At 59.1% G+C, this 21,968-nt stretch carries 16 protein-coding genes; 10 read left to right on the plus strand and 6 right to left on the minus strand.

Features of this window, described 5'->3' with window-relative positions:
- Positions 1 to 16: 16 nt before the first annotated feature.
- The 5 genes from lysS to RRU01S_RS00645 all read right to left on the minus strand — a co-directional run bounded on the left by lysS (position 17) and on the right by RRU01S_RS00645 (position 6,966).
- Entirely contained in the window at positions 17 to 1,516 is a 1,500-nt protein-coding gene (gene lysS / locus RRU01S_RS00625; protein ID WP_045228312.1) for a lysine--tRNA ligase, read from the minus strand.
- A 253-nt stretch (positions 1,517 to 1,769) separates the two neighbouring features.
- The gene (gene gltX, locus RRU01S_RS00630) at positions 1,770 to 3,227 is read right to left on the minus strand and encodes a glutamate--tRNA ligase (RefSeq protein ID WP_045228313.1); all 1,458 of its coding nucleotides are present in this window, start codon (positions 3,225 to 3,227) and stop codon (positions 1,770 to 1,772) included.
- 195 nt (positions 3,228 to 3,422) lie between these two features.
- Positions 3,423 to 5,192: an SLC13 family permease gene (locus RRU01S_RS00635; RefSeq protein WP_045228314.1), complete on the minus strand. Its 1,770-nt coding sequence runs from the start codon at positions 5,190 to 5,192 to the stop codon at positions 3,423 to 3,425.
- Between the two features lie 221 nt (positions 5,193 to 5,413).
- Positions 5,414 to 6,160 (minus strand): TerC family protein, encoded by a 747-nt coding sequence (locus tag RRU01S_RS00640; protein ID WP_045228315.1) that lies wholly within the window; start codon positions 6,158 to 6,160, stop codon positions 5,414 to 5,416.
- 152 nt (positions 6,161 to 6,312) lie between these two features.
- On the minus strand, positions 6,313 to 6,966 hold the full coding sequence (locus tag RRU01S_RS00645) for a TetR/AcrR family transcriptional regulator (RefSeq protein WP_045228428.1): 654 nt from the start codon (positions 6,964 to 6,966) through the stop codon (positions 6,313 to 6,315).
- Positions 6,967 to 7,135: 169 nt separating this feature from the next.
- Here RRU01S_RS00645 and RRU01S_RS00650 point away from each other — a divergent pair, with 169 nt between their 5' ends.
- From RRU01S_RS00650 to RRU01S_RS00695, 10 genes are all read left to right on the plus strand, one after another.
- Positions 7,136 to 8,344: an HlyD family secretion protein gene (locus tag RRU01S_RS00650; protein WP_045228316.1), complete on the plus strand. Its 1,209-nt coding sequence runs from the start codon at positions 7,136 to 7,138 to the stop codon at positions 8,342 to 8,344.
- Positions 8,345 to 8,365: 21 nt separating this feature from the next.
- Positions 8,366 to 9,949, plus strand: a complete 1,584-nt coding sequence (locus RRU01S_RS00655) for a DHA2 family efflux MFS transporter permease subunit (RefSeq protein ID WP_045228317.1) — start codon at positions 8,366 to 8,368, stop codon at positions 9,947 to 9,949.
- Positions 9,950 to 10,308: 359 nt separating this feature from the next.
- Positions 10,309 to 11,334, plus strand: coding sequence for a LacI family DNA-binding transcriptional regulator (locus RRU01S_RS00660; RefSeq protein ID WP_045228318.1), 1,026 nt, complete (start codon positions 10,309 to 10,311; stop codon positions 11,332 to 11,334).
- A gap of 24 nt (positions 11,335 to 11,358) precedes the next feature.
- A complete protein-coding gene (xylB, locus tag RRU01S_RS00665) occupies positions 11,359 to 12,813 on the plus strand; it encodes a xylulokinase (RefSeq protein ID WP_045228319.1) in 1,455 nt (484 codons plus the stop codon).
- Positions 12,814 to 13,068: 255 nt separating this feature from the next.
- Positions 13,069 to 14,379, plus strand: a complete 1,311-nt coding sequence (gene xylA, locus RRU01S_RS00670) for a xylose isomerase (RefSeq protein WP_045228320.1) — start codon at positions 13,069 to 13,071, stop codon at positions 14,377 to 14,379.
- Positions 14,380 to 15,035: 656 nt separating this feature from the next.
- Entirely contained in the window at positions 15,036 to 15,668 is a 633-nt protein-coding gene (locus RRU01S_RS00675; protein WP_045228321.1) for an NAD(P)H-dependent oxidoreductase, read from the plus strand.
- 309 nt (positions 15,669 to 15,977) lie between these two features.
- Entirely contained in the window at positions 15,978 to 17,018 is a 1,041-nt protein-coding gene (locus RRU01S_RS00680; RefSeq protein WP_081879962.1) for a methionine ABC transporter ATP-binding protein, read from the plus strand.
- The gene (locus tag RRU01S_RS00685; protein WP_045228323.1) at positions 17,008 to 17,676 is read left to right on the plus strand and encodes a methionine ABC transporter permease; all 669 of its coding nucleotides are present in this window, start codon (positions 17,008 to 17,010) and stop codon (positions 17,674 to 17,676) included. Before RRU01S_RS00680 ends, RRU01S_RS00685 begins: the two co-directional genes overlap by 11 nt.
- 24 nt (positions 17,677 to 17,700) lie before the next feature.
- The gene (locus RRU01S_RS00690; RefSeq protein ID WP_045228324.1) at positions 17,701 to 18,477 is read left to right on the plus strand and encodes a MetQ/NlpA family ABC transporter substrate-binding protein; all 777 of its coding nucleotides are present in this window, start codon (positions 17,701 to 17,703) and stop codon (positions 18,475 to 18,477) included.
- Positions 18,478 to 18,679: 202 nt separating this feature from the next.
- Entirely contained in the window at positions 18,680 to 20,872 is a 2,193-nt protein-coding gene (locus RRU01S_RS00695) for a putative bifunctional diguanylate cyclase/phosphodiesterase (protein WP_045228325.1), read from the plus strand.
- 60 nt (positions 20,873 to 20,932) lie between these two features.
- Here the strand turns inward: RRU01S_RS00695 and trhO are convergent, their stop codons facing one another.
- On the minus strand, positions 20,933 to 21,877 hold the full coding sequence (trhO, locus tag RRU01S_RS00700) for an oxygen-dependent tRNA uridine(34) hydroxylase TrhO (RefSeq protein WP_045228326.1): 945 nt from the start codon (positions 21,875 to 21,877) through the stop codon (positions 20,933 to 20,935).
- Positions 21,878 to 21,968 lie beyond the last annotated feature (91 nt).

Raw genomic sequence — 21,968 nt, forward strand, 5'->3', positions numbered from 1 at the left:
CGATAACTGCCCGCTATCAATCCGCCTTCTGGCGACGCGCCGGGAACAGAATAACGTCGCGGATCGACGGGGCGTTGGTCAGCAGCATGACCAGACGGTCGACACCGATGCCGAGGCCACCGGCGGGTGGCATGCCCTGGTCGATGGCGTCGAGGAACTCGTCGTCCAGCTGCTTGTCCTTTTCGCCACGCGCATGCGCCTGCTCCAGCTGTTCCACCATGCGGCGGCGCTGTTCTTCCGGGTCGTTGAGTTCGGAGAATGCATTGCCCACTTCCCATGCGTTGCAATAGCTCTCGAAACGCTCGACCAGACGCGGCTCGCCCGGCACTTCCTTGGCAAAGGGCGAGATGTCCTTGGGGAAATGCGTGACGTGGCTTGGCTGGATCAGCGTTCCTTCGACCTTTTCTTCAAAGATAAAGGCCAGGCATTCGCCCCAGGTCCAGTCCTTCTCGACTTCGAAACCGGCTGCCTCGGCGGCAGCGCGTGCTTCTTCATCGGTTTTGATGGCCAGGAAGTCGATGCCCGTGGCTTCCTTTACCGCATCGGGCATCGGCACGCGCTTGAACGGGCCCTTGAAGGAAATCGTCTTGCCCTGGAAGTCCAGTTCCGTCGTGCCGTGAATGGCAATGGCCAGCGTTTCGAACATGCGCTCGACCAGACCCATGATGTCTTCGTAGTCGGCATAGGCCCAATAGCATTCCAGCATGGTGAATTCCGGATTGTGCCGGGTGGAAACACCTTCATTGCGGAAGTTGCGGTTGATTTCGAACACCTTGTCGGACAGGCCAGACACCAGCGTACGCTTCAGGAACAGTTCCGGCGCAATGCGCAGATACATGTCCTGCTTCAGCGTGTTGTGGAAGGTCTTGAACGGATCAGCCGTGGCGCCGCCATAGACGGTCTGCAACATCGGTGTTTCCACTTCGAGGAAAGCTTCCTCTTCCATGAAGCGGCGAATGCCGGAAATGATCTTGGAACGCTGCTGGAAGCGGAGCTTGGATTCCTCGTTCGAGAGAATATCCAGATGGCGCTTGCGATACCGGATTTCGATGTCGGAAATCCCGCTCCACTTCTCCGGCATCGGCAGCAGAGACTTGGTCAGCATGGTGATCTCTTCGGCATTGATCGTCAGCTCGCCACGCTTGGTGCGACGCACCTTGCCGGTCACGCCGATGATGTCGCCAATATCGATCATCGGCAGAAGATCACGCGCTTCTTGCGGCGTCGTGTCCTTGTGCGAGAAGATTTGCACCTTGCCCGAGGCGTCATGGATATCCATGAACATACCGGAATTGCGGTTGGAATAGACGCGGCCTGCAACGGTGACGGTGTCGCCGGTCTCAACGTCGGGCTCGATGTCTGCGTATTTCTCGGCCAGCTCGGCATTGGTCAGCGTGCGGTGAAAATGGGCGGGATAGACGTCGCCAACCTTCTCGCGCAGCATCGCCAGCTTCTGGCGGCGCACTTCTGTCACGTCGGAGGAAAGGGCGGTGGTTTCGGTTGTCTTGTCGGTCATTTGCTATGCCTTTTTCGGGCTGTGTTCGTTGGGGTTACCCCCCTCTGTCCTGCCGGACATCTCCCCCTCAAGGGGGGAGATCGGATGGAGCCTGCTCATCGCCTTCCCTTTACCGTCCCATGCTGGGCACGCGACGCTCGTTGGGGCGCAAGGCAGAGCCTCTTGCTGATCTCCCCCCTTGAGGGGGAGATGCCCGGCAGGGCAGAGGGGGGTATCTCAAGTACCGACCTTCATGGGTGAAGGCCTTTTATTCTTAACTTCCAGCGCCAACCATCGTCGCCGCAACCGCAATCGCCACCTTCAACCGCTGGCGAACGACCGAGCGACCCAGCACGGCCATGCTATCAAACAGTGGCAGCGAGCGCGACGAGCCGGACATAGCCACAAACAGCGGCGGCGTCACCACGCGCAGCTTCTTGCCGGTACGTTCCGCCACATCGCGCAGTTCCTGTTCGATGGATTCCAGCGTCCAGTCCGGCATTTTCTCCAGATCGGCAGCAACCGTGGTCAGGATTTCGTGGATCTCCTCCGGCTTGCTCTTCAGGCCAGCGAAGGACGCTGGCGTCAGGCCCACATCGCTCGACAGCAGGAAACCTGCAAGATCAGGCAGATCGCCCAGCTTGGAAATGCGGCTCTGCGAAAGCTTCAGGCCTTCCGTCAGACGTGCATTCTCCATCGCCCATTCGAGCGTGCGGGCGATGAACTCGTCCTGGGTCAGCTTCTCACGCAGCCAGCGGCCGTTCAGCCAGTCCAGCTTCTGAATATCGAAGATGGCGCCAGCCTTGGACAGCGCTTCGGGATCGAACTTTTCAGCCAGCTCGTCCATGGTCAAAAGCTCTTCGCCTTCGCCAATCTGGATGAAAAACAGGCCGAGGAAGTTCATCAAGGCTTCCGGCAGATAGCCGAGTGCCGAGTAGTAGGAGATGGACGTCGGGTTCTTGCGTTTCGACAGTTTGGATTTGTCGGCATTGCGCATCAAGGACAGATGCATGAATGTCGGCTGGTCCCAACCGAAGTAGCGATAGAGCAGAATGTGCTTTGGCACCGACGCCAGCCATTCCTCGCCACGCGCGACATGGGTGATCTTCATCAGATGGTCGTCGATGACATTGGCCATGTGATAGGTCGGCATGCCATCGGCCTTCATCAGAACCTGCATGTCGACGCTGTCCCAAGGGATCGAAACATCGCCGTAAACGCCGTCGGTAAAGTCGCAGGACCCTTCTGTCGGAATTTTCATGCGCACGACGGAGGCTTCGCCCGCTTCCATTTTGGCAGTGACTTCTTCCGCCTTCAGATGCAGGCACAGACCATCGTACTTCGGCGGCTTGCCAGCGGCGCGCTGCGCCTCGCGCATCTCCGTCAGGCGCTCCGGCGTGCAGAAGCAGCGGAAGGCATGGCCCTTTTCCAAAAGCTCATCGGCAAACGGCTGGTACATGTCCTTGCGGTCGGACTGGCGGTAGGGGCCGTAGGGGCCGCCAACATCAGGACCTTCGGACCATGTCAGGCCGGTCCATTTCAGCGCCTCCAGCACCTTGTCTTCATATTCGCGCGTGGAGCGCGTGGCATCGGTATCTTCGATGCGCAGGATGAATTCACCACCATGTTTCTTGGCAAAGAGGTAGTTGAAAAGCGCGATATAGGCTGTGCCAACATGTGGCTCGCCGGTGGGGGAAGGTGCGATACGGACGCGGACGCCGGAACTGGTCATTGAAATTCACTCGTGCTGACGCAGGGTGATACGGGGCAAGCCACGTGTCACTGATGTGTTGTTGAATGCATGGAAAAAGCGGAAATACGGCTGAAGACGCTGCCATCCCACAGTTTCCTGTTGTCATGGCTTAGGCCACATTCAGCCGCATGCGTCAAGAAAATTAGGTTGTTTTGACCCGCCCTGGACTGATCCTTAGACGGGCCAGACATAGAGCAGCATGGGAATGGAAACCAGCACGATCATGATGGACAGCGGAGCCCCGAGGCGCGGATAGTCGCTGAACTTGTAACCGCCCGGGCCCATGACCAGCGTGTTGCACTGGTGGCCGATGGGGGTGAGAAAGTCGCAACCGGCGCCGATGGCAACCGCCATCAAGAAGGCCTCGGGGCGAAAACCCAGCGTCGTCGCAAAGCCCGCCGCAATCGGCCCCATCACCAGCACGGTCGCGGCATTGTTGAGGAACGGCGTCACAGCCATGGCCGTCAGCAGGATCATGCCGAGCGCGGCAAACGGCGGCAAGCCTTGGGCGGCATGGCCCAGCCACCCGGCAATCAGGTCGCTGGCGCCCGTCGATCGCAGCGAGTCGCTGACGGGAATGAGCGCCGCCAGCATGACGAGAATCGGCCCGTCGATGGATTTGTAGACTTCGGTCAGCGGGATCGCGCCGACAAGGATCATCGCGAAGGCGGCAGCGAAGAAGGCAACCGCCACCGGCGCAACGCCCGTCGCTGCAGCAAGCATGGCCGCCGCCAGAATGATGACAGGAATGAAGGCGCGTCGCTGCACGCCCAGCAGGATTTCGCGCTGCGCCAGCGGTAGCAGCGAAAACTCCCGCAGCACCACCGGCAGGTTCTTGCGCGATCCCTGCAACACGATCACATCGCCCGCCTTCAACGTCAGGTCGCTCAGCCGCTCATTGACCCGGTGGCCACGTCGGCTGACCGCGATGAGGTTGACGCCACGCGTGTAGGACAGCGCCAATTCCTTGGCAGAAAGGCCGCTCAGCAGGGATTCGTTGCTGATCACCGCCTCCATGGCGATGAGATCGACCGTTTTCTGGCCGTTTTCGGTAATCGGCTTGCCCGATAGTGTCAGCTTGGCGTTGGAAACGATCCGGTCCAGCCCCTCGGACGTCCCCTCCAGAAGAATGGTGTCGCCTGCCTTCAATTTTACATCAGGGAACGGCGAAACACGGCGGTGGCCGCGAATGATGGTGTTGGCGATAACGTCTCCATCAGCCTGCTTCAAAAGGTCGCTCAGCGGCTTGCCGATCATCAGGCTGTCGGCAGGCAGCGTGGCCTCGGCGGCGTAGCTTGCCTCTTCCATGATATCCTCGACCGAGGCGCCATCCTTGGCGCGGGCCGGAAGAAGCTTGTAGCCGAAGGTCAGAAAGGCGATGCCGACCACGGCGAGTGTTGCACCCACGGGCGTAAAATCGAACATCGAGAAGCTCTGCCCGGTCATCTCTTCCCGCAGACGGGAGACCACGATATTCGGTGACGTGCCGATCTGCGTCATCAACCCGCCCAGCAAAGCCGCAAATGCCATCGGCATCAGGTAGTAGGAGACCGGGCTGCCGGACTTGCGGGCGAACTGGAAGGCGACCGGGATCATGATCGCCAGCGCGCCGATGTTCTTTATGAAGGCCGACATCACGGCCACCACGATCATCAGGAAGGCCAACTGCAAATGTTTGGAGCGCATCTCCGGGAAGTATTTCTTGATCGTCGTATCGACGATGCCGGACCGCGCAACCGAGGTGCTGACGATCAGCGCGCTGGCGACGATGATGACGATATCGTCGGAAAAACCCGAAAACGCCTTGTCGAACGGCACGACGCCCAGCGCCACCGCAATCAGCAGCGCGCTGCACGCCACTACGTCATATCGAAACTTGTCGATGATGAAAGCGACCATCATTCCGGCGATCACGCTGAAGGCTAAGATCTGCTCGATGGTCATGAGATTGATTTACTTTCGGAATCTGGAAAACGAAGAATACGTTTTGCATGATGTGTGACCAACAACGCAAGCCCGCATCGGCAGTTCCTGCGCGCCTGCCGAAAACTCTGTCCGTTGTTACGTCACGCGACGTGCCCTTCCATAAAACCGGCTGTCGCCTCGGACGCAAAAAGGCCCGCATGACACGGGCCTTTCGTTTTTTTCAGATGGGCTCAGAGCAGTTAATGCAGAGTACCCTTTTTCTTCCGGCGCGCATTGCGCGACACCATGTTGAGCACTTCCACCAGCGCCGAAAACGCCATGGCGGCGTAGACGTAGCCCTTTGGAACGTGGAAGCCCATGCCCTCGGCAATCAGCGTCGTGCCGATCATCAGCAGGAACGCCAAGGCCAGCATGACGACGGTCGGGTTCTTTTCGATGAAGTTGGCCAGCGGGTTGGCGGCCAGCAGCATGACGGTGACGGCGAAGACGACGGCAACAACCATGATCGGCACATGCGGTGTCATGCCGACGGCGGTGATGATGCTGTCGAGCGAAAAGACGAGGTCGAGCAGCAGGATCTGCGCGATGGCAGATGAGAAGCTGGCAACGGCTGTGCCGACCATATCTTCCTTGTGGTCTTCCGGGTCAACATTGTGGTGAATTTCCTTGGTGGCTTTCCACACGAGGAAAAGACCACCACCGATCAGGATCATGTCTTTCCAAGAGAAGCCGTGACCGAAGAGTTCAAAGACGGGTTCGGTCAGCTGGACTATCCACGCGACGGTGCCGAGCAAGCCCAGACGCATGATGAGCGCTAAGCCGATACCGATCTTTCTGGCCTTTTCACGCTGATGTTCGGGCAGCTTGTTGGTCAGGATGGAAATGAAAATCAGGTTGTCGATGCCAAGCACGACCTCCATGACGATCAGAGTGACAAGGGCCACCCATGCGGCGGGGTCTGACAATAGCGGGACAATGGAGTCCATCGGGCCTGTTTTCCTTTCAGCTATCCGGCTTCGACAATTCGAATGACGCAGTTTTATATTCGAATGCGCGAGAAACAAGCGTATGACAGCTGTTCAGTGCCATATTTTTCCCGATTTTCACGCATTGCGAGAAACGCGGATGCTGAATGGGCCTAGACCTGCTTGGTTCCGTAGGCCGCCATAAAAACCTCTATAGCGCTGGAAAGGACACGGTTGGCGTCATCGGGTGGCGTATCGCCACGCAATTCGCCAAACAGCCGCATCTTGAAGAATGTGCCGGTGGCAAGCTCTATGAACTGGCGTGCGGCAAGGTCCACATCATCAGCCACCAGCGTTCCCTGATCGACATGATGCTGGAGGAAATCGCGCAGCACCACGCGCACATTGTTCGGGGCCGCCACGAAAAAACGCTGCGAGAGCTTGGGCATGCGATCGATCACGCCAAGCACTGAGCGCATGGCAGGTATCATGTCAGTGCATGTCACTTTATGAATAAACGCGTCGCCGAACTGCCAGAGACCATCACGCACCTCTTCGGTGCCCGCCAGAATATTGCGCATGGAATGGGCGAATTCCGCGCGGTGCCGGTCGATTAGGGCCGCGAAAAGCTCGTCCTTGTTCTCAAAGTAAACATAGATTGTTCCTTTGGAAACAGCAGCTTCGCGGGTGATGTCGTTCATGCTGGCGGCATCGAAGCCCTTTTGCTTGAACACGCGCCATGCACCGTCGAGAATTTGCTCGCGCTTTGCCGGGTCTTCGCCCGCTGCAAACCGGCCTGCAGGCGATGCGGTGGAGAGGTCCTCCATGGGTATCTCGTTGGTCACGCTGCGATCCGCCACTTGTTTTAGATTCCGTTCAATATATCGAACCAATCGGTTCGATACGACTTGATATGTGTCAGGAAAGAGATTAAGTCAATCGAACCGAACGGTTCAGTTCGAAATTCTTATCTCGTCTATAGTGAATGGTGTTTCCATGTCGGCCCAGAAGAATGGTGCAGTTCGCGCAGTCAATCCGTCAGATGAACCCGAGGCTCGGGTCGAAGAGGCAAAGCCTGCTGACGCTCAGGAGGCGCCAGCGCCTGCGCAAGCTGCGGAACCTGCGGAACCTGAAAAGAAGAAGCGCAAGTCCTTCGTCCTGCCCATCGTCGCGGTCGCCCTTCTGGCCGCTGGTGGCTGGTACGGCTATCAATACTGGACAGACGGTCGCTTCCTCATTTCCACCGACGATGCCTATGTGCAGGGCGATATCGCCGTCATCGCGCCAAAGGTTTCGGGCTATGTCGCCAAGGTCGATGTTGTCGATAACCAGACGGTGAAGGCTGGCGATACGCTGGTGACACTTGACGATGGCGATTACCGCAATGCTTTGGAGCAGGCTGAAGCCCAGCTTCAAACCCAGCAGCTGTCGCTCAACCGCATCGATGCGCAGATTGCCGGTGCGCAGGCCTCGCTTGCCCAGGCCATTGCCCAGAAGGGTTCTCTGGACGCCGCATTGCGGGGAGCCGATATCAACCTGAAGCGCGCCAGCGAACTTCAGGCCAAGGATGTCGGCACGGCTGCATCGTCGGATAACGCACAGATCGCCATGGAACAGGCCAAGGCCAATCTGGTTGCCGGTGAGGCAGGCGTCGTGTCCGCCCAGGCCAATATCGATCTCCTGAAGGCGCAACGCAAGGAAGCCGAGGGATCGGTCAAGTCGCTGGAGATTTCCCGCGACAAGGCTGCCCGTGATCTGTCCTTCACTGTTCTGCGCGCCCCTTATGATGGCGTTATCGGCAATCTTTCGGTCCAGACGGGTGATCTTCTGTCGGTCGGCAAGCGCTTGGCGTCTCTGGTGCCGATGGACAATCTCTATATCGACGCCAATTTCAAGGAAACGCAGCTCGCCGATATCGAGCCCGGCTCCAAGGTTCGCGTGCATGTGGATGCCTTCGGCAAACACGATATCGAAGCCACGGTTCAGTCGATTTCGCCCGCCTCCGGCTCGGTGTTCTCCATGCTGCCGCCGGAAAATGCCACAGGCAACTTCACCAAGGTCATCCAGCGCGTGCCGGTTCGTATCGTCTTTTCCAAGGAAGATCTGGCCAAGCACAAGCTGCGCGCCGGTTTGAGCGTGGTGGTAGATGTCGATACCCGCACGGCACCCGACAACACCCGCACCGCAGAAAATCAGTCGAAGTAATCTTCGATAAGGACCAAGATCATGGCGGCAACAGCCAGCATGGCGGTGGGTACGGCCCCCGCCGCCGATCCTCCGATGGATCGCAGACGACTCATCGCCTTCTTCGCGATGGTGTTCGGCATGTTCATGTCGATCCTCGACATTCAGATCGTGTCGGCGTCGCTGGCGGAAATTCAGGCTGGTCTCGGTGCCGGTTCCGATGAAATCGCCTGGGTGCAGACCTCCTATCTGATCGCGGAAGTCATCATGATTCCGCTGTCGGGAACGCTTGCGCGCATTCTCTCTACGCGCGTGCTGTTTGCCACCTGCGCCGCCGGCTTCACCATTTCCAGCGCCCTGTGCGCGACCGCAACGAACATCGACCAGATGATCGTCTATCGCTGCATTCAGGGCTTCATAGGCGGCGGCATGATCCCCTCCGTCTTTGCCGCCGCCTTCACCATTTTCCCTGCCTCAAAACGCTCGGTGGTGTCACCCATCATCGGGCTTGTGGCAACGCTGGCACCCACCATCGGCCCAACGGTCGGTGGCTATCTGTCCAATGCCTTTTCCTGGCACTGGCTGTTCCTCGTCAACATCATCCCCGGCATCATCGTCACTCTGGTCACGTGGAATTTCATCGATTTCGACAAGCCGGAACTGTCGCTGTGGAAGAGGTTCGATTGGTGGGGTCTGCTGTCCATGGGCGTCTTTCTGGGCTCCATGGAATATGTGCTGGAAGAGGGCAACAACAACGACTGGTTCAACGACACTCACATCGTCATCGGTGCCATCGCCATGACCATTGGCGGCGTCGTGTTCTTCTGGCGCGCTTTCAATGTGGATTTCCCGGTCGTTGACCTCAAAGCCTTTGCGGACCGAAATTTCTCCATCGGCTCGCTGTTTTCCTTCGTCATGGGCATCGGCCTGTACGGGCTGACCTATATGTATCCGCTTTATCTGGGGCGCGTGCGCGGCTACGATGCGCTGATGATCGGCGAGACGATGTTCGTCTCGGGCATGGCCATGTTCTTTACAGCACCTGTGGCAGGCAAGCTCTCCACCAAGCTCGATCCGCGCGTCATGATGGCGATCGGCTTCATCAGCTTTGGGTCCGGCACATGGATCATGACCCATGTCACCGCCGACTGGGATTTCTACGAGCTGCTGATCCCGCAGATCCTGCGCGGTTTCGGGCTGATGATGTGCATGGTGCCGATCAACAACATCGCGCTCGGAACGCTGCCGCCTGCGCGCATGAAGAACGCTTCCGGCCTCTTCAACCTCACCCGTAACCTTGGCGGCGCAGTCGGTCTTGCCATCATCAACACCCTGCTCAGCCAGCGCACCGACGATCACTATTTCCGCATCGCCGAACACGTGAACTACGGCAATCCGGCAGCCCTTGAATGGTTGAACAATGTCGGCGCCAACTACGATTCCTACGGCCTCGACGGCTCATCCGTCGCCATCAAGAAACTCGTCGGCGTCGTCTCGCAACAGGCCTGGCTTCAGGCTTTCGCCGATGTGTTTCTGGCACTGACGGTGCTCTTCAGCGGCCTGATCTTCCTGACGCTGCTCATCAAAAAACCCAAAGCCGCACCCCCACCCGGTGCCGGGCACTGATTTACCCCATCCACCGCAGCGCATGAGGGTCGCCAGAAATGGCGGCCCTTTTCGTTTGTTGGGTGGATTTCGAGGATTGGAGTGTGTGGCATACCCCCCTCTGCCTTGCCAGGCATCTCCCCTAAAGGGGGGAGATCGGCGAGACGCGCTCATCAACCATCCGCACCGCTAAAGGTGGCCAACAGATTGCCACGAGTCGATCTCCCCACCTGTGGGGGAGATGCCCGGCAGGGCAGAGGGGGGTAAGCCGCACACTCGACCTTCAAAGCGATACACCGACCCCATTTCTGAGGTACGTACATCATTTTCTGATTTACGTGTCTCAAAATCTCCTCTATGGAATCCAGCCGGGAGAAAACATGAAGCCGACAGTTCACGATATTGCCTCGAAAGCGGGCGTTAGCCTTGCGACCGTTGACCGGGTGATCAACCTGCGCCGGGGGGTGCATGCGGTGACGCGTGCCAAGGTCGAGACGGCGATTTTGGAGCTGGGTTATGTGCGCGATATGGCCGCTGCCAATCTGGCCAAGGGCCGCAGCTATGCGCTGGTCTTCATCCTGCCCAACAACGACAATTCCTTCATGGCCGGTCTTCGCGCCGAGGTGAGGGCGGCCGCCTCTCGGTCTTATGTCGAGCGCACCTCCATCCGCATCATCGAGGTGCCACCCTTCGATCCCGCAGCGCTCGCCCAGGCGCTGGATGTGGCGCGGCTGGAAAAGCCGTCCGGCGTCGCTTTCGTCGCTATCGATGCGCAGGATGTGGTGGAGGCGGTGGATCGGCTGACCGATAGCGGCGTTGCGGCGGTGACGCTCGTCTCCGATATCACCGGCTCCCGACGCGACCATTTCGCAGGCGTGGATAATGTTGCCGCAGGCCGCACCGCTGCCAGCCTGATGGGGCGTTTTCTGCCGAGAGACGGTGGCGATGTCGCCGTGCTGGCAGGCTCGATGCTGGTCAAGGACCACCGCGAACGCTTGGCCGGATTCCAGTCGGTGATCGCAGAAGAGTTCCCCGATCTCCACCTCCTGCCGGTTCTGGAGGGGCGCGATGACCCCGAAACTGTGGAGCAGTTGGTGGCGGAATGCCTTAATGCCAATCCTGACCTGCTCGGTCTTTACAGCCTGGGCGCGGGCAATCGCGGTCTCATCAAGGCACTGAAATCATCGCACCAGCCATCGTCCCCTTGCGTCATCGCCCACGAACTGACCGAAAACACCGCCAACGCCCTGCGCGAGGGCGTGCTGGATGCGGTGCTGAACCAGGATGCGGGCCACGAGGTGCGCAGCGCTATCAGGGTGCTGAAAGCCCGCGCCGATGGCCTCGCCGTCATCGAGGCGCAGGAGCGCATTCGTATCGACATATTCTTGCGGGATAATCTCCCCTGACACTGACATAGCACTGGAGGAAACATGTATCTCGGTCTCGATTTGGGAACATCCGGCGTCAAGGCGCTGCTGATCAATGGTGATCAAAACGTCATCGGTTCGGCCAATGGCGCGCTGGACGTTTCACGCCTCCACCATGGCTGGTCCGAACAGAGCCCGGCAGATTGGATCACCGCCACGCAAACGGCGATTGGCGGTCTGAAGGCGAAACACCCCAAGGAATTGGCCGCCGTCAAAGGCATCGGCCTATCAGGCCATATGCATGGCGCAACGCTGGTGGATGCGGCGGGTGATGTGCTGCGCCCCTGCATTCTGTGGAACGACACCCGCTCCTATGCCGAAGCGGCGAAACTGGATGCCGATCCGCGCTTCCGCAAGATCACCGGCAATATCGTGTTTCCCGGCTTTACCGCGCCGAAGCTGGTGTGGGTCGCCAACAACGAGCCGGAGATTTTTGCCAAGGTCGCCAAGGTTTTGCTGCCGAAGGATTATCTGCGGCTGTGGCTGACGGGTGAATACATGTCCGAAATGTCCGACTCCGCTGGCACTTCGTGGCTCGATACCGGCGCACGCAAATGGTCGCCGGAATTGCTGGAGGCCACCGGCCTCACCGAACAGCAGATGCCGTCGCTGGTGGAAGGCACGGACGAGGCCGGAACGCTGCGCTCCGAACTTGCCTCATCCTGGGGCATTTCCGGCAAGGTTGTCGTTGCCGGTGGCGCTGGCGATAATGCCGCGTCCGCCTGCGGCATGGGCACAGTCTCGGAAGGCCATGCCTTCGTATCGCTGGGCACCTCCGGCGTGCTGTTCGCCGCCAACGCCTCCTATCTGCCCAAGCCCGAAAGCGCCGTTCACGCCTTCTGCCACGCGCTGCCCAACACATGGCACCAGATGGGCGTCATTCTCTCTGCCACCGATGCGCTGAACTGGTATTCCGGCATAACCGGCAAATCCGCTGGCGATCTTTCCACGGAACTGGGCAACGAGCTGAAGGCCCCGACCGGCGTTACCTTCGCCCCCTATCTTTCAGGTGAACGCACGCCCCACAATGACGCGGCCATCCGTGGTTCCTTCGTCGGCCTGTCCCACGAAAGCAACCGCAAGGCGCTGACGCAGGCCGTGATGGAAGGCGTCACCTTCGCCATCAGAGACAATCTCGAAGCGCTGAAATCAGCCGGCACCTCGATTTCCCGCGTCACCGCCATCGGCGGCGGCTCGCGTTCCCGCTACTGGCTGGCCTCCATCGCCACATCGCTCGGTGTGTCAGTGGATATTCCGGCAGAGGGTGACTTCGGTGCGGCCTTTGGCGCGGCAAGGCTTGGGTTGATTGCGGCGACGGGGGCAGACCCGGTTGCCGTTTGCTCGCAGCCGGAAACGGAGGAGACGATCGAGCCGGTAGCTGCGCTTCGGGACGCCTATGAGGAGGCTTATGGGCGGTATCGGGCGCTCTATCCGGCGATCAGGACGCTTTCGCATTGATGGTCGGTGGTTGGTGTTTACCCCCCTCTGTCCTGCCAGACATCTCCCCCACAAGGAGGGAGATCGGCTAGACGCTAACTCCTCGCTTTATCCGCAGCCTTTGAGATGGGCGGGAGGTCTCCACGAGTCGATCTCCCCACCTGTGGGGGAGATGCCCGGCAGGGCAGAGGGGGGTGAACCCCAGCCACCAACACAAGCGAATATACCCAGGAACACTTTCACCATTTTACCACTATGCAAACTAGGGAGAGAACCATGACCACAGGCTTTTTCGGCGACATCCAGAAAATCAAATATGAAGGTCCAGACAGCACCAACCCGCTGGCCTTCCGCCATTACAATCCCGATGAAATCGTCGGTGGCAAGCGCATGGAAGATCACCTGCGCTTTGCGGTGGCCTACTGGCACACCTTCACATGGCCAGGCGGCGACCCCTTCGGTGGCCAGACCTTCGAGCGCCCGTGGTTCGAAGACACCATGCAGGCGGCCAAGCTGAAGGCCGATGTTGCCTTCGAATTCTTTTCGCTGCTGGGCTCGCCGTTTTATTGCTTCCACGATGCCGACGTGCGCCCAGAAGGCAAGACATTCGCGGAAAACACGAAGAACCTCAACGAGATCGTCGATTATTTTGGCCAGAAACAGGCAGACACAGGCGTCAAGCTTCTCTGGGGGACCGCCAACCTCTTCTCCAACCGCCGCTTCATGTCGGGTGCCGCCACCAACCCTGACCCTGACGTGTTTGCCTATTCGGCAGCGACGGTAAAGACCTGCCTCGATGCCACCAAGACACTAGGCGGCGCGAACTATGTTCTCTGGGGCGGTCGTGAGGGCTATGAAACCCTCCTCAACACCGATGTGAAGCGCGAACTCGATCAGCTTGGCCGCTTCCTCAATCTGGTGGTGGAATACAAGTACAAGATCGGCTTCGAAGGCACGATCCTGATCGAGCCGAAGCCGCAGGAACCCACCAAACACCAGTATGATTACGACGTCGCCACCGTCTATGCCTTCCTGCAAAAGCATGGGCTGGACAAGGAAGTGAAGGTCAATATCGAGCAGGGCCACGCCATTCTGGCCGGTCACTCCTTCGAACACGAATTGGCCATGGCCAACGCCTTCGGCATTTTCGGCTCCATCGATATGAACCGCAACGACTACCAGTCCGGCTGGGATACCGACCAGTTCCCCAACAACGTGCCGGAAATGGCGCTGGCCTATTACCACGTGCTGGAAGCCGGCGGCTTCAAGAACGGCGGCACCAACTTCGATTCGAAGCTGCGCCGTCAGTCGCTCGACCCGGCAGATCTGCTCATCGGTCACATCGGCGGCATGGATTGCTGCGCCCGTGGCCTAAAGGCTGCGGCCAAGATGGTCGAAGACAAGGCGCTGTCGCAGCCGCTGGCAGACCGTTACGCCAAGTGGGATTCGGCAGATGCGCAGAAGCTGCTGCGTGGTGAGCTGAAACTGGATGAGATCGCTGCGATGGTGGAGCGGGACAACATCAACCCCGAGCCGAAGTCCGGTCGTCAGGAATATCTGGAGAACGTTGTTAATCGCTACGTTTAAGGGTGTCGCCGGTCTTAATGGCGCTAAAATGCCGTCACCCCGGCCTTGAGCCGGGGTCCAGTGCGATCAAGTCTTTGATCGCGAAATACTTTTTCGCACCGCAGACGCGGTGCGGCTGGATGCCGGGTCAAGCCCGGCATGACGGAAAAAGCGGAGGCCTCTGCTCCAAGAGGCCTCCAATCCGGCCCCCACAAAAAATAAAAAAATTTCTCAATTTTTTTTCTCCATGGTCTCCAACCCTCCCGCATAATCCCCGTGCTTTCGAAACAAAGGGGTGCAACGCGCGGCATCCCGGCGGTTCGAAGGCCGGTATCGACAAGCGGTTGCTTAACAAAAGAGCCGTTTCCGTGGACCCACCTCTTGCCACTGGCCAGGCAAGGGACCGGGCGTTCCGATAGGTACCGTGACGTGCAGTTGTAATGGGTCCGGCAAATGCCAAGACCTAGACCATAATCCGCCAATGCTTCCCGCATTTGCCGGACATGCCTGATCCCCCGGCCCGCTGTCTTGAATGGAGCGGGCCGGTGAGGATTTTGCTTGGTTACTCGCCTGTGCCTTCTTGTGTGCACCGCAACATCACCTATGTGTGTTGGGTTTTACGGATAGCCCCGCCTGCACATGCGTGCCTGACCGGAGGCCGACCCCAAGGAGATTTTATGCTGATCGAGAAATTGAACTGGCGTTATGCCACCAAGAAGATGGACCCCTCCAAGTCGGTTTCGCAGGACAAGGTCGACCGCATCATCGAGGCCGCCCGTCTGGCGCCGACATCGAGCGGCTTGCAGCCTTTCGAAATCATCGTCGTCACCAACCCGGAGACACGCGCCAAGATTCAGGAGATATCCTGGAACCAGGCGCAGGTCACCGAAGGCTCGCACCTGCTGGTGTTTGCCGCCTGGGACAACTACACAGCAGACCGCATCAACCACATGTTCGATCTGACCAATGACGAGCGCGGTTTCAAGAACGAAGGCTGGGAAAATTACCGCCAGTCGCTGCTGTCGTCCTACCCGCAGCGTGATGCCGAGGTGAATTTCCAGCACGCCGCCCGTCAGGCCTATATCGCCTTCGGCATGGCCGTTGCGCAGGCTGCTTTCGAAGGCGTGGATTCCACCCCGATGGAAGGTTTTGATCCGGCCAAGCTGGACGAAATCCTTGGCCTTCGTGAAAAGGGCCTGCGCTCGGCAGTCATCCTGCCCTTGGGTTATCGTCAGGAAGAGGGCGACTGGCTGGTCAACCTCAAGAAGGTTCGCCGCCCGCTGGAAGAGTTCGTCTCCACCGTCGAGTGATCGTCCAGCCGCATATCGCGGTCGATTTTTCCGCTACCGGCGGATAATTGAAAAACCATACCTATAATTCTGTATCGCAGACAGGCATGTTTGCGATACAGAGATGCCGATCCCGGCTTCCATAAGGAAAGTTGAACGTAATGCTCCGGAGCGTCATGCGTTGTCGAATGTGCCAGATGGCAGCATGAGCGAAGCGGCTTTCCCTGCCGCCGGGTTTCGACCTTGGAAATACAGTCCGAAGAGCATTTTATGATATCTGACATTTCAGCGGCCAGTGCCGTGCCATCAGGTCAAGCGGCCAGCGATCCCATGGTCGCCTTTCAAGCCGTGACCAAGACCTTCGGTGACCCCGCCAGAAAAACCTCGTTTACGGCCCTTGCCGGTGTGGACTATGTGGTGCCACGCGGCTCGATCTCCGGCATTATAGGTCGTTCCGGCGCCGGCAAATCCACGCTCATCAGGCTCGTCAACGGGTTGGAACGGCCAAGCTCCGGCAAGGTCATCGTTGATGGTGTGGATGTCGGTGCGCTGGATGAGGCAGGGCTTCGGACCCTGCGCCGTTCCGTTGGCATGATCTTCCAGCACTTCAACCTTCTGTCGTCGCGCACTGCCTACGACAACGTCGCTCTGCCGCTTGAAATTGCAGGTGTTTCGAGCGCGGAGATCAAGAAGAAGGTCGGGCCGCTGCTCGATCTCGTCGGTCTGGGAGACAAGGCCAATCGCTATCCGGCAGAGCTATCCGGCGGACAGAAGCAGCGCGTCGGTATCGCCCGTGCGCTCGCGACCGAGCCGAAGCTGCTGCTGTCCGACGAAGCGACATCCGCGCTGGACCCCGAGACCACGCAATCGATCTTGGAACTGCTGAAGAAAATCAATGCCGAACTTGGCCTGACCGTGCTTCTCATCACGCATGAGATGGAAGTGGTGAAGACCATCGCCAGCCAAGTGTCGGTCATCGACAAGGGGCTGATCGTCGAGCAGGGCAGCACCTTCGACATCTTCACCAACTCGCGCCATGAAACGACCCGCAGCCTGCTGTCCTCTGCCGTCGGCGTGAAGCTGCCGCATTGGGTCACATCAGGTTTGAAAACCGATGCAGCGCCGGGCGACCGCGTGCTGGTGCGCCTCGTCTTCTTCGGCGACACCGCCTTCCAGCCGCTCACCGCACGTCTGGTCGCGGAAATCGGCCCGGATGTGAACATCCTCGCTGGCACCATCGAAGAAATCTCCGGCCAGCCCTTCGGCTCGCTGGTGGTCTCCTATCCGTCAACGCCTGACGTCACTGCCCGTGCCAACCAGTTCTATGCCGAAACCGGCCTGACAACGGAGGTCCTCGGTTATGTCGCCTGATATGATTTTTGCTGTTCTCTGGAAGGGTTTGATCCAGACGCTGCATATGGTGGCGGTCTCGGGGCTGGTCGGTTCACTGCTCGGTCTGCCTATCGGCATCTTCCTCGCCACCAGCGGCAAGGGTGAGCTGTTCGAGGCACCGATGATCAACCGTGTCATCGGCCTCATCGTCAACGCCGCCCGCTCCACGCCCTTCATCATTCTGGTCGTGGCCATCATTCCGTTCACGCGGCTTGTTGCCGGCACCTCCATCGGCACATCGGCTGCCATCGTGCCGCTCACGGTGGCGACCGTGCCTTTCGTTGCTCGTCTGGTGGAAGCCGCCATTCGCGAAGTCGACAAGGGTCTCATCGAAGCCGCGCGTGCCATGGGCGCAACGCCGCTCCAGATCGTCACCAAGGTTCTGCTGGCCGAAGCCAAGCCCGGCATTACGCTGGCGCTGACGCTGACGCTCGTCAGCCTCATCGGCTACTCGGCCATGGTCGGTGCCGTCGGTGGTGGCGGTCTGGGTGACCTTGGCATTCGCTACGGCTATCAGCGCTTCATGCCGGATGTGATGCTGGCCGTCGTCGTCGTTCTTATCGTGCTGGTCCAGATCGTGCAGAGCGCGGGCGACGCCCTTGCCCGCAGCTTCGACAAGCGCAACCGCAAAAACTAAAAACACAAAACAAAGGAGACACCCATGAAAAAACTCATCATCGCCGCCTCGCTGGCAGCCCTGTTTGCAGGCAGTGCATTGGCTGAAACCATCAAGATCGGCGTGACCCCTGCCGAACACGCGCAGATCATGGAGCAGGTCAAGAAGATTGCCGCCACCAAGGGTCTCGACCTCGAAATCCTCGAATTCTCCGACTATGTCGTGCCCAACCAGGCGCTGGCCGATGGCGAGTTGCAGGCCAATTCCTTCCAGCACCAGCCTTACCTCGACAATCAGGTCGCAGACCGCAAGTTCGATCTCGTCAGCGTCGGCACCACCATCACCACACCGATGGGCGTTTACTCCAAGAAGGTGAAGAGCCTGGACGAGCTGAAGGACGGCGCAACTGTCGGCATTCCGAACGACCCGACCAATGGCGGTCGCGCCATTCTGGTTCTGGCCTCCAAGGGTCTCATCAAGGTCAACCCGGACGCTGGCCTGAAGGTCACGCCTGCCGACATCACCGAGAACCCGAAGAACATCCAGATCGTCGAACTCGACGCTGCCCAGCTTCCGCGCTCGCTGGATGATACCGACGCCTCGGTCATCAACACCAACTATGCGACTGCCGGTGGCCTGAACCCGAAGAAGGACGCCATCGCCATCGAAAGCGAAAAGTCGCCTTACGCCAACGTCATTGCCGTGCGTTCGCAGGACAAGGACAAGCCATGGGTCAAGACGCTGGTCGAATCCTACCAGAGCCCGGAAGTGAAGAGCTTCATTCTCGAAAAGTACAACGGCACGGTCATCCCGTCCTGGTAAGCAGCTCTTTTTCTAAGCCTTTTTACAACCTCTCCCATTGTTACGGGGGAGGTTTTTTACGTATGGTTATCCCTAACAACAAACGTTCCGGCGTTTGTCTTCAGCATGTTGCGATTGGCAAGACGGCGGGGCGGTATTTTAATACCTTTTGAAGACTTGATGCGGAATATGCAGCCTTCAGGGGAAAAAAAGATGCTGTCAGATGCCGCATAAGCATGTCAGAACACTGTCGATCGGTCGGAGCACCGCCGTGGCAGGTGTTTTGTCTGCGCTTGCCGTCGTCGTGGTCATCGTTACCGTCCTCATTTTATCGGCGCTGGGCGATGTCGCCAAGAATACCAATGCGCTGGATGAACAGCGTTCGCTCGAAACCACATCCGGTGCTCTCTCCACTTTCCTCAACCAGCTGACCGCAACGCTCAACGACTACGCCGCCTGGGACGATGCCGCGCGGTTCGCCTATGCGCCCGATGGTCTGGAATGGCTGATCAGCAATTACGGCGACATGACTGTCAACAGCGAGCTGTTCGACACGGCTGTCCTCATCGATATGGACGGTCAGATTTTGATGTCCTATCGCCAGGGTGTACCAACGGACTGGTCGCTGTCGGATTATTTCGGCGATGGTCTGGCAGGGCTGATCCAGACGGTACGCTCTACTCCAATCGGGCAGGCCCCCGAAATTTCCGGCTTTCTGCGCACGAAGGACGGCATCGCCGCCGTGGGTGTCGCCCTGGTGCGCAACAAATCCGGCCTGCTGGACGTGGCCGAATCCAAAAGACGCTACCTGATCTTTGCGCGTCATCTGACAGCCCAGAAGGTCGAGCAGCTTGCCCATACCTATGTCGTCAACGGGCTGTCCTTGCAGCCTGCCGATGCGCGCCCGGATTATTTCGTCAGCATCGTCGATCCACGCGGGCAGGTGCTGGGCAATCTGGCCTGGCAGTCGCAAATGCCGGGTGACATCAGCATGCGCGAGGTCAGGCCACGCATCTTTGCGGCCAGCGCTGTCATGCTTCTGTTCTTTCTGGCGTTGATCGCCATTGGCAGTGCAGCACTGAAAAAGCTGAAAAGCGACGAGGCGTCTGCCCGTCGTGAATTGTTGAGCGATCGCCTGACGGGGCTTTACAACCGCACGGGCCTGTTTCAGGGATTGAAAAACCGGCTGTCGCGATCCGTCAACGACAATTCCTACGTCAATCTCATCTATCTCGATCTGGATGGGTTCAAGGAGATCAACGATTCCTTCGGCCACGGCGCTGGCGACCTGTTGATCAAGGGTGTCGCGGCGGCGTTGAAGGTGCTCGTGGCAGAGGGCACGCTGCTGGCACGGCTGGGTGGAGATGAGTTTGCCATCGTCCTGCAAGGGCCGTATGCCCCGCTTGAAGGCCGCAAACTGTGCGACGACATTCTCGTCCTGTTTTCGGAACCCTTCATGATCGGCGATCGCGTTGCCTCCATCGGTTGCAGCATCGGCACAGCGCTCACGAAGGGTGGCGAGATCGATGGTGAGGAATTGCTGCGCCGCGCCGATATGGCGATGTATGAGGCGAAAGAAAGCGGGCGTGGCCGTTACATGGCTTATGAACCGCATATGGACACGCGCCGCGAGGAGAAGAACCAGCTCGAGGCCGATCTGAAATATGCCATCGAGCAGGACGAGATCAAGGTCGTCTTCCAGCCGGTGATCAACACGCTCACCCGCCGCATCACCGGTGTTGAGGCGCTGGCGCGCTGGAACCGCGCCGGTCATGGCCCGGTGTCGCCGGACATTTTCATTGCAGCTGCCGAAAGCAGCGGGCTGATCGACCAGCTCGGCCTTGCCGTGCTGCGCAAGGCCTGCCAGGAGGCGGTCGCGTGGCCGGATGTGAAGCTTGCCGTCAACGTCTCGCCTGTTCAGTTCAGAAATCCGCTCTTTGCCGCCCAGGTGCTCTCCATTCTCGATGAACACCGCATAGCGCCGACGCGGGTGATGCTGGAAATGACGGAAGGGTATTTCATCCACCAGCCGGAGCGGGCCGGGACAGCCATCGACAAGCTCAAGCAGATCGGCGTCAGCATCGCGCTGGATGATTTCGGCTCCGGCTTTGCCAGCATCGGTTATCTGCGCCACTTCGGCTTCGACCGCATGAAGATCGACAAGTCGCTGGTGGTGGCGCTGGACGAAGGCGGCCGCTCGCTCGAAATGCTGACCGCCACGGTGGCGCTTGCCCGGTCGTTGGGCATTCCGGTCACCGCCGAAGGCATCGAAACGGAAGACCAGGCAGCGATCTTGCAGCTGTGTGGCTGTGACGAATTGCAGGGCTATCTGTTCTCACGGCCGGTTCCGGCCGAACAGATTTTGCCACTGCTGGAAGCGCAGAATGCGAAGTTGGAGCAGCGAAAGGTGTCGTGATGTGTGAGGCTGCGCGGCTGGTTACCTCTCCCACAAAGTGAGATACCCACCGCCGCCATCTCACCGTCCGATATGCTTCTCACCGCGCTGCTTCGCCAGATCGATCTGTCTCTGGCGGTTGCGGAAGCGGGTGCGGTCTTCTTCGGTGCGATCGTCGTAGCAGCTGGGGCAGGAGACGCCTTCCTCGAACTTCGGAGACAGGCGAACTTCCGGCGTAATCGGGTTGCGGCAGGCGTGGCAGAGTTTGTGGTCGCCTTCGGCCAGACCATGAACCACGGATACGCGCTCGTCGAACACGAAGCACGCGCCTTCCCACAGGCTGTCTTCTTCCGGCACCTCTTCCAGATATTTTAAAATGCCGCCCTTGAGGTGGTAGACCTCGTCAAAGCCCTGATCCTTCATGAAGGCGGTGGCCTTTTCGCAGCGAATGCCGCCGGTGCAGTACATGGCGATCTTCGGCTTGTTGTGCAGGCCGGGATTGTTTTTCACCCAGTCTGGAAACTCGCGGAACGTCTTGGTCTGCGGATCGACCGCGCCCTGAAAGATGCCGATGGCGGTTTCGTAATCGTTGCGGGTGTCGATGAGGATCGTGTCGGGATCGGAAATCAGCGCGTTCCAGTCCTTCGGGTCCACATAGGTGCCGACGATCTGGTTCGGATCAATATCCGGTACGCCCATGGTGACGATTTCCTGCTTCAGCTTCACCTTCATGCGCACGAAGGGCATCTTGGACGCGCGGCTTTCCTTGTGCTCGAGATTGGCGAATTCCGGCTGCGCACGCAGATAGGCCAGCACGTTGCCGACGCCCTCATCCGTTCCGGCGATGGTGCCGTTGATGCCTTCGGCGGCCAAAAGCAGCGTGCCTTTGACGCCATTTTGCTGGCACAGCGTAAACAGCGGTTCGCGCACGCTTTCGAACCGCGGGAAGCGGGCGAAATGATAAAGCGCTGCCACGAGAAATTCTCCGGCGGCTTCCGGGCGGGGTCGGGTAGAGGTGTCGGTCATGGCGGCTGAAATACAGCCAGATCGGCTTTTGCGCAATCATATTTCGCGTGTGGAACGCTTGGCCGCGACGTTTTGAGCGGCGTCAGAACCA

Origin of the sequence: Agrobacterium rubi TR3 = NBRC 13261, from assembly GCF_000739935.1 — a bacterium.
GTDB classification, from domain to species: Bacteria; Pseudomonadota; Alphaproteobacteria; order Rhizobiales; family Rhizobiaceae; genus Agrobacterium; species Agrobacterium rubi.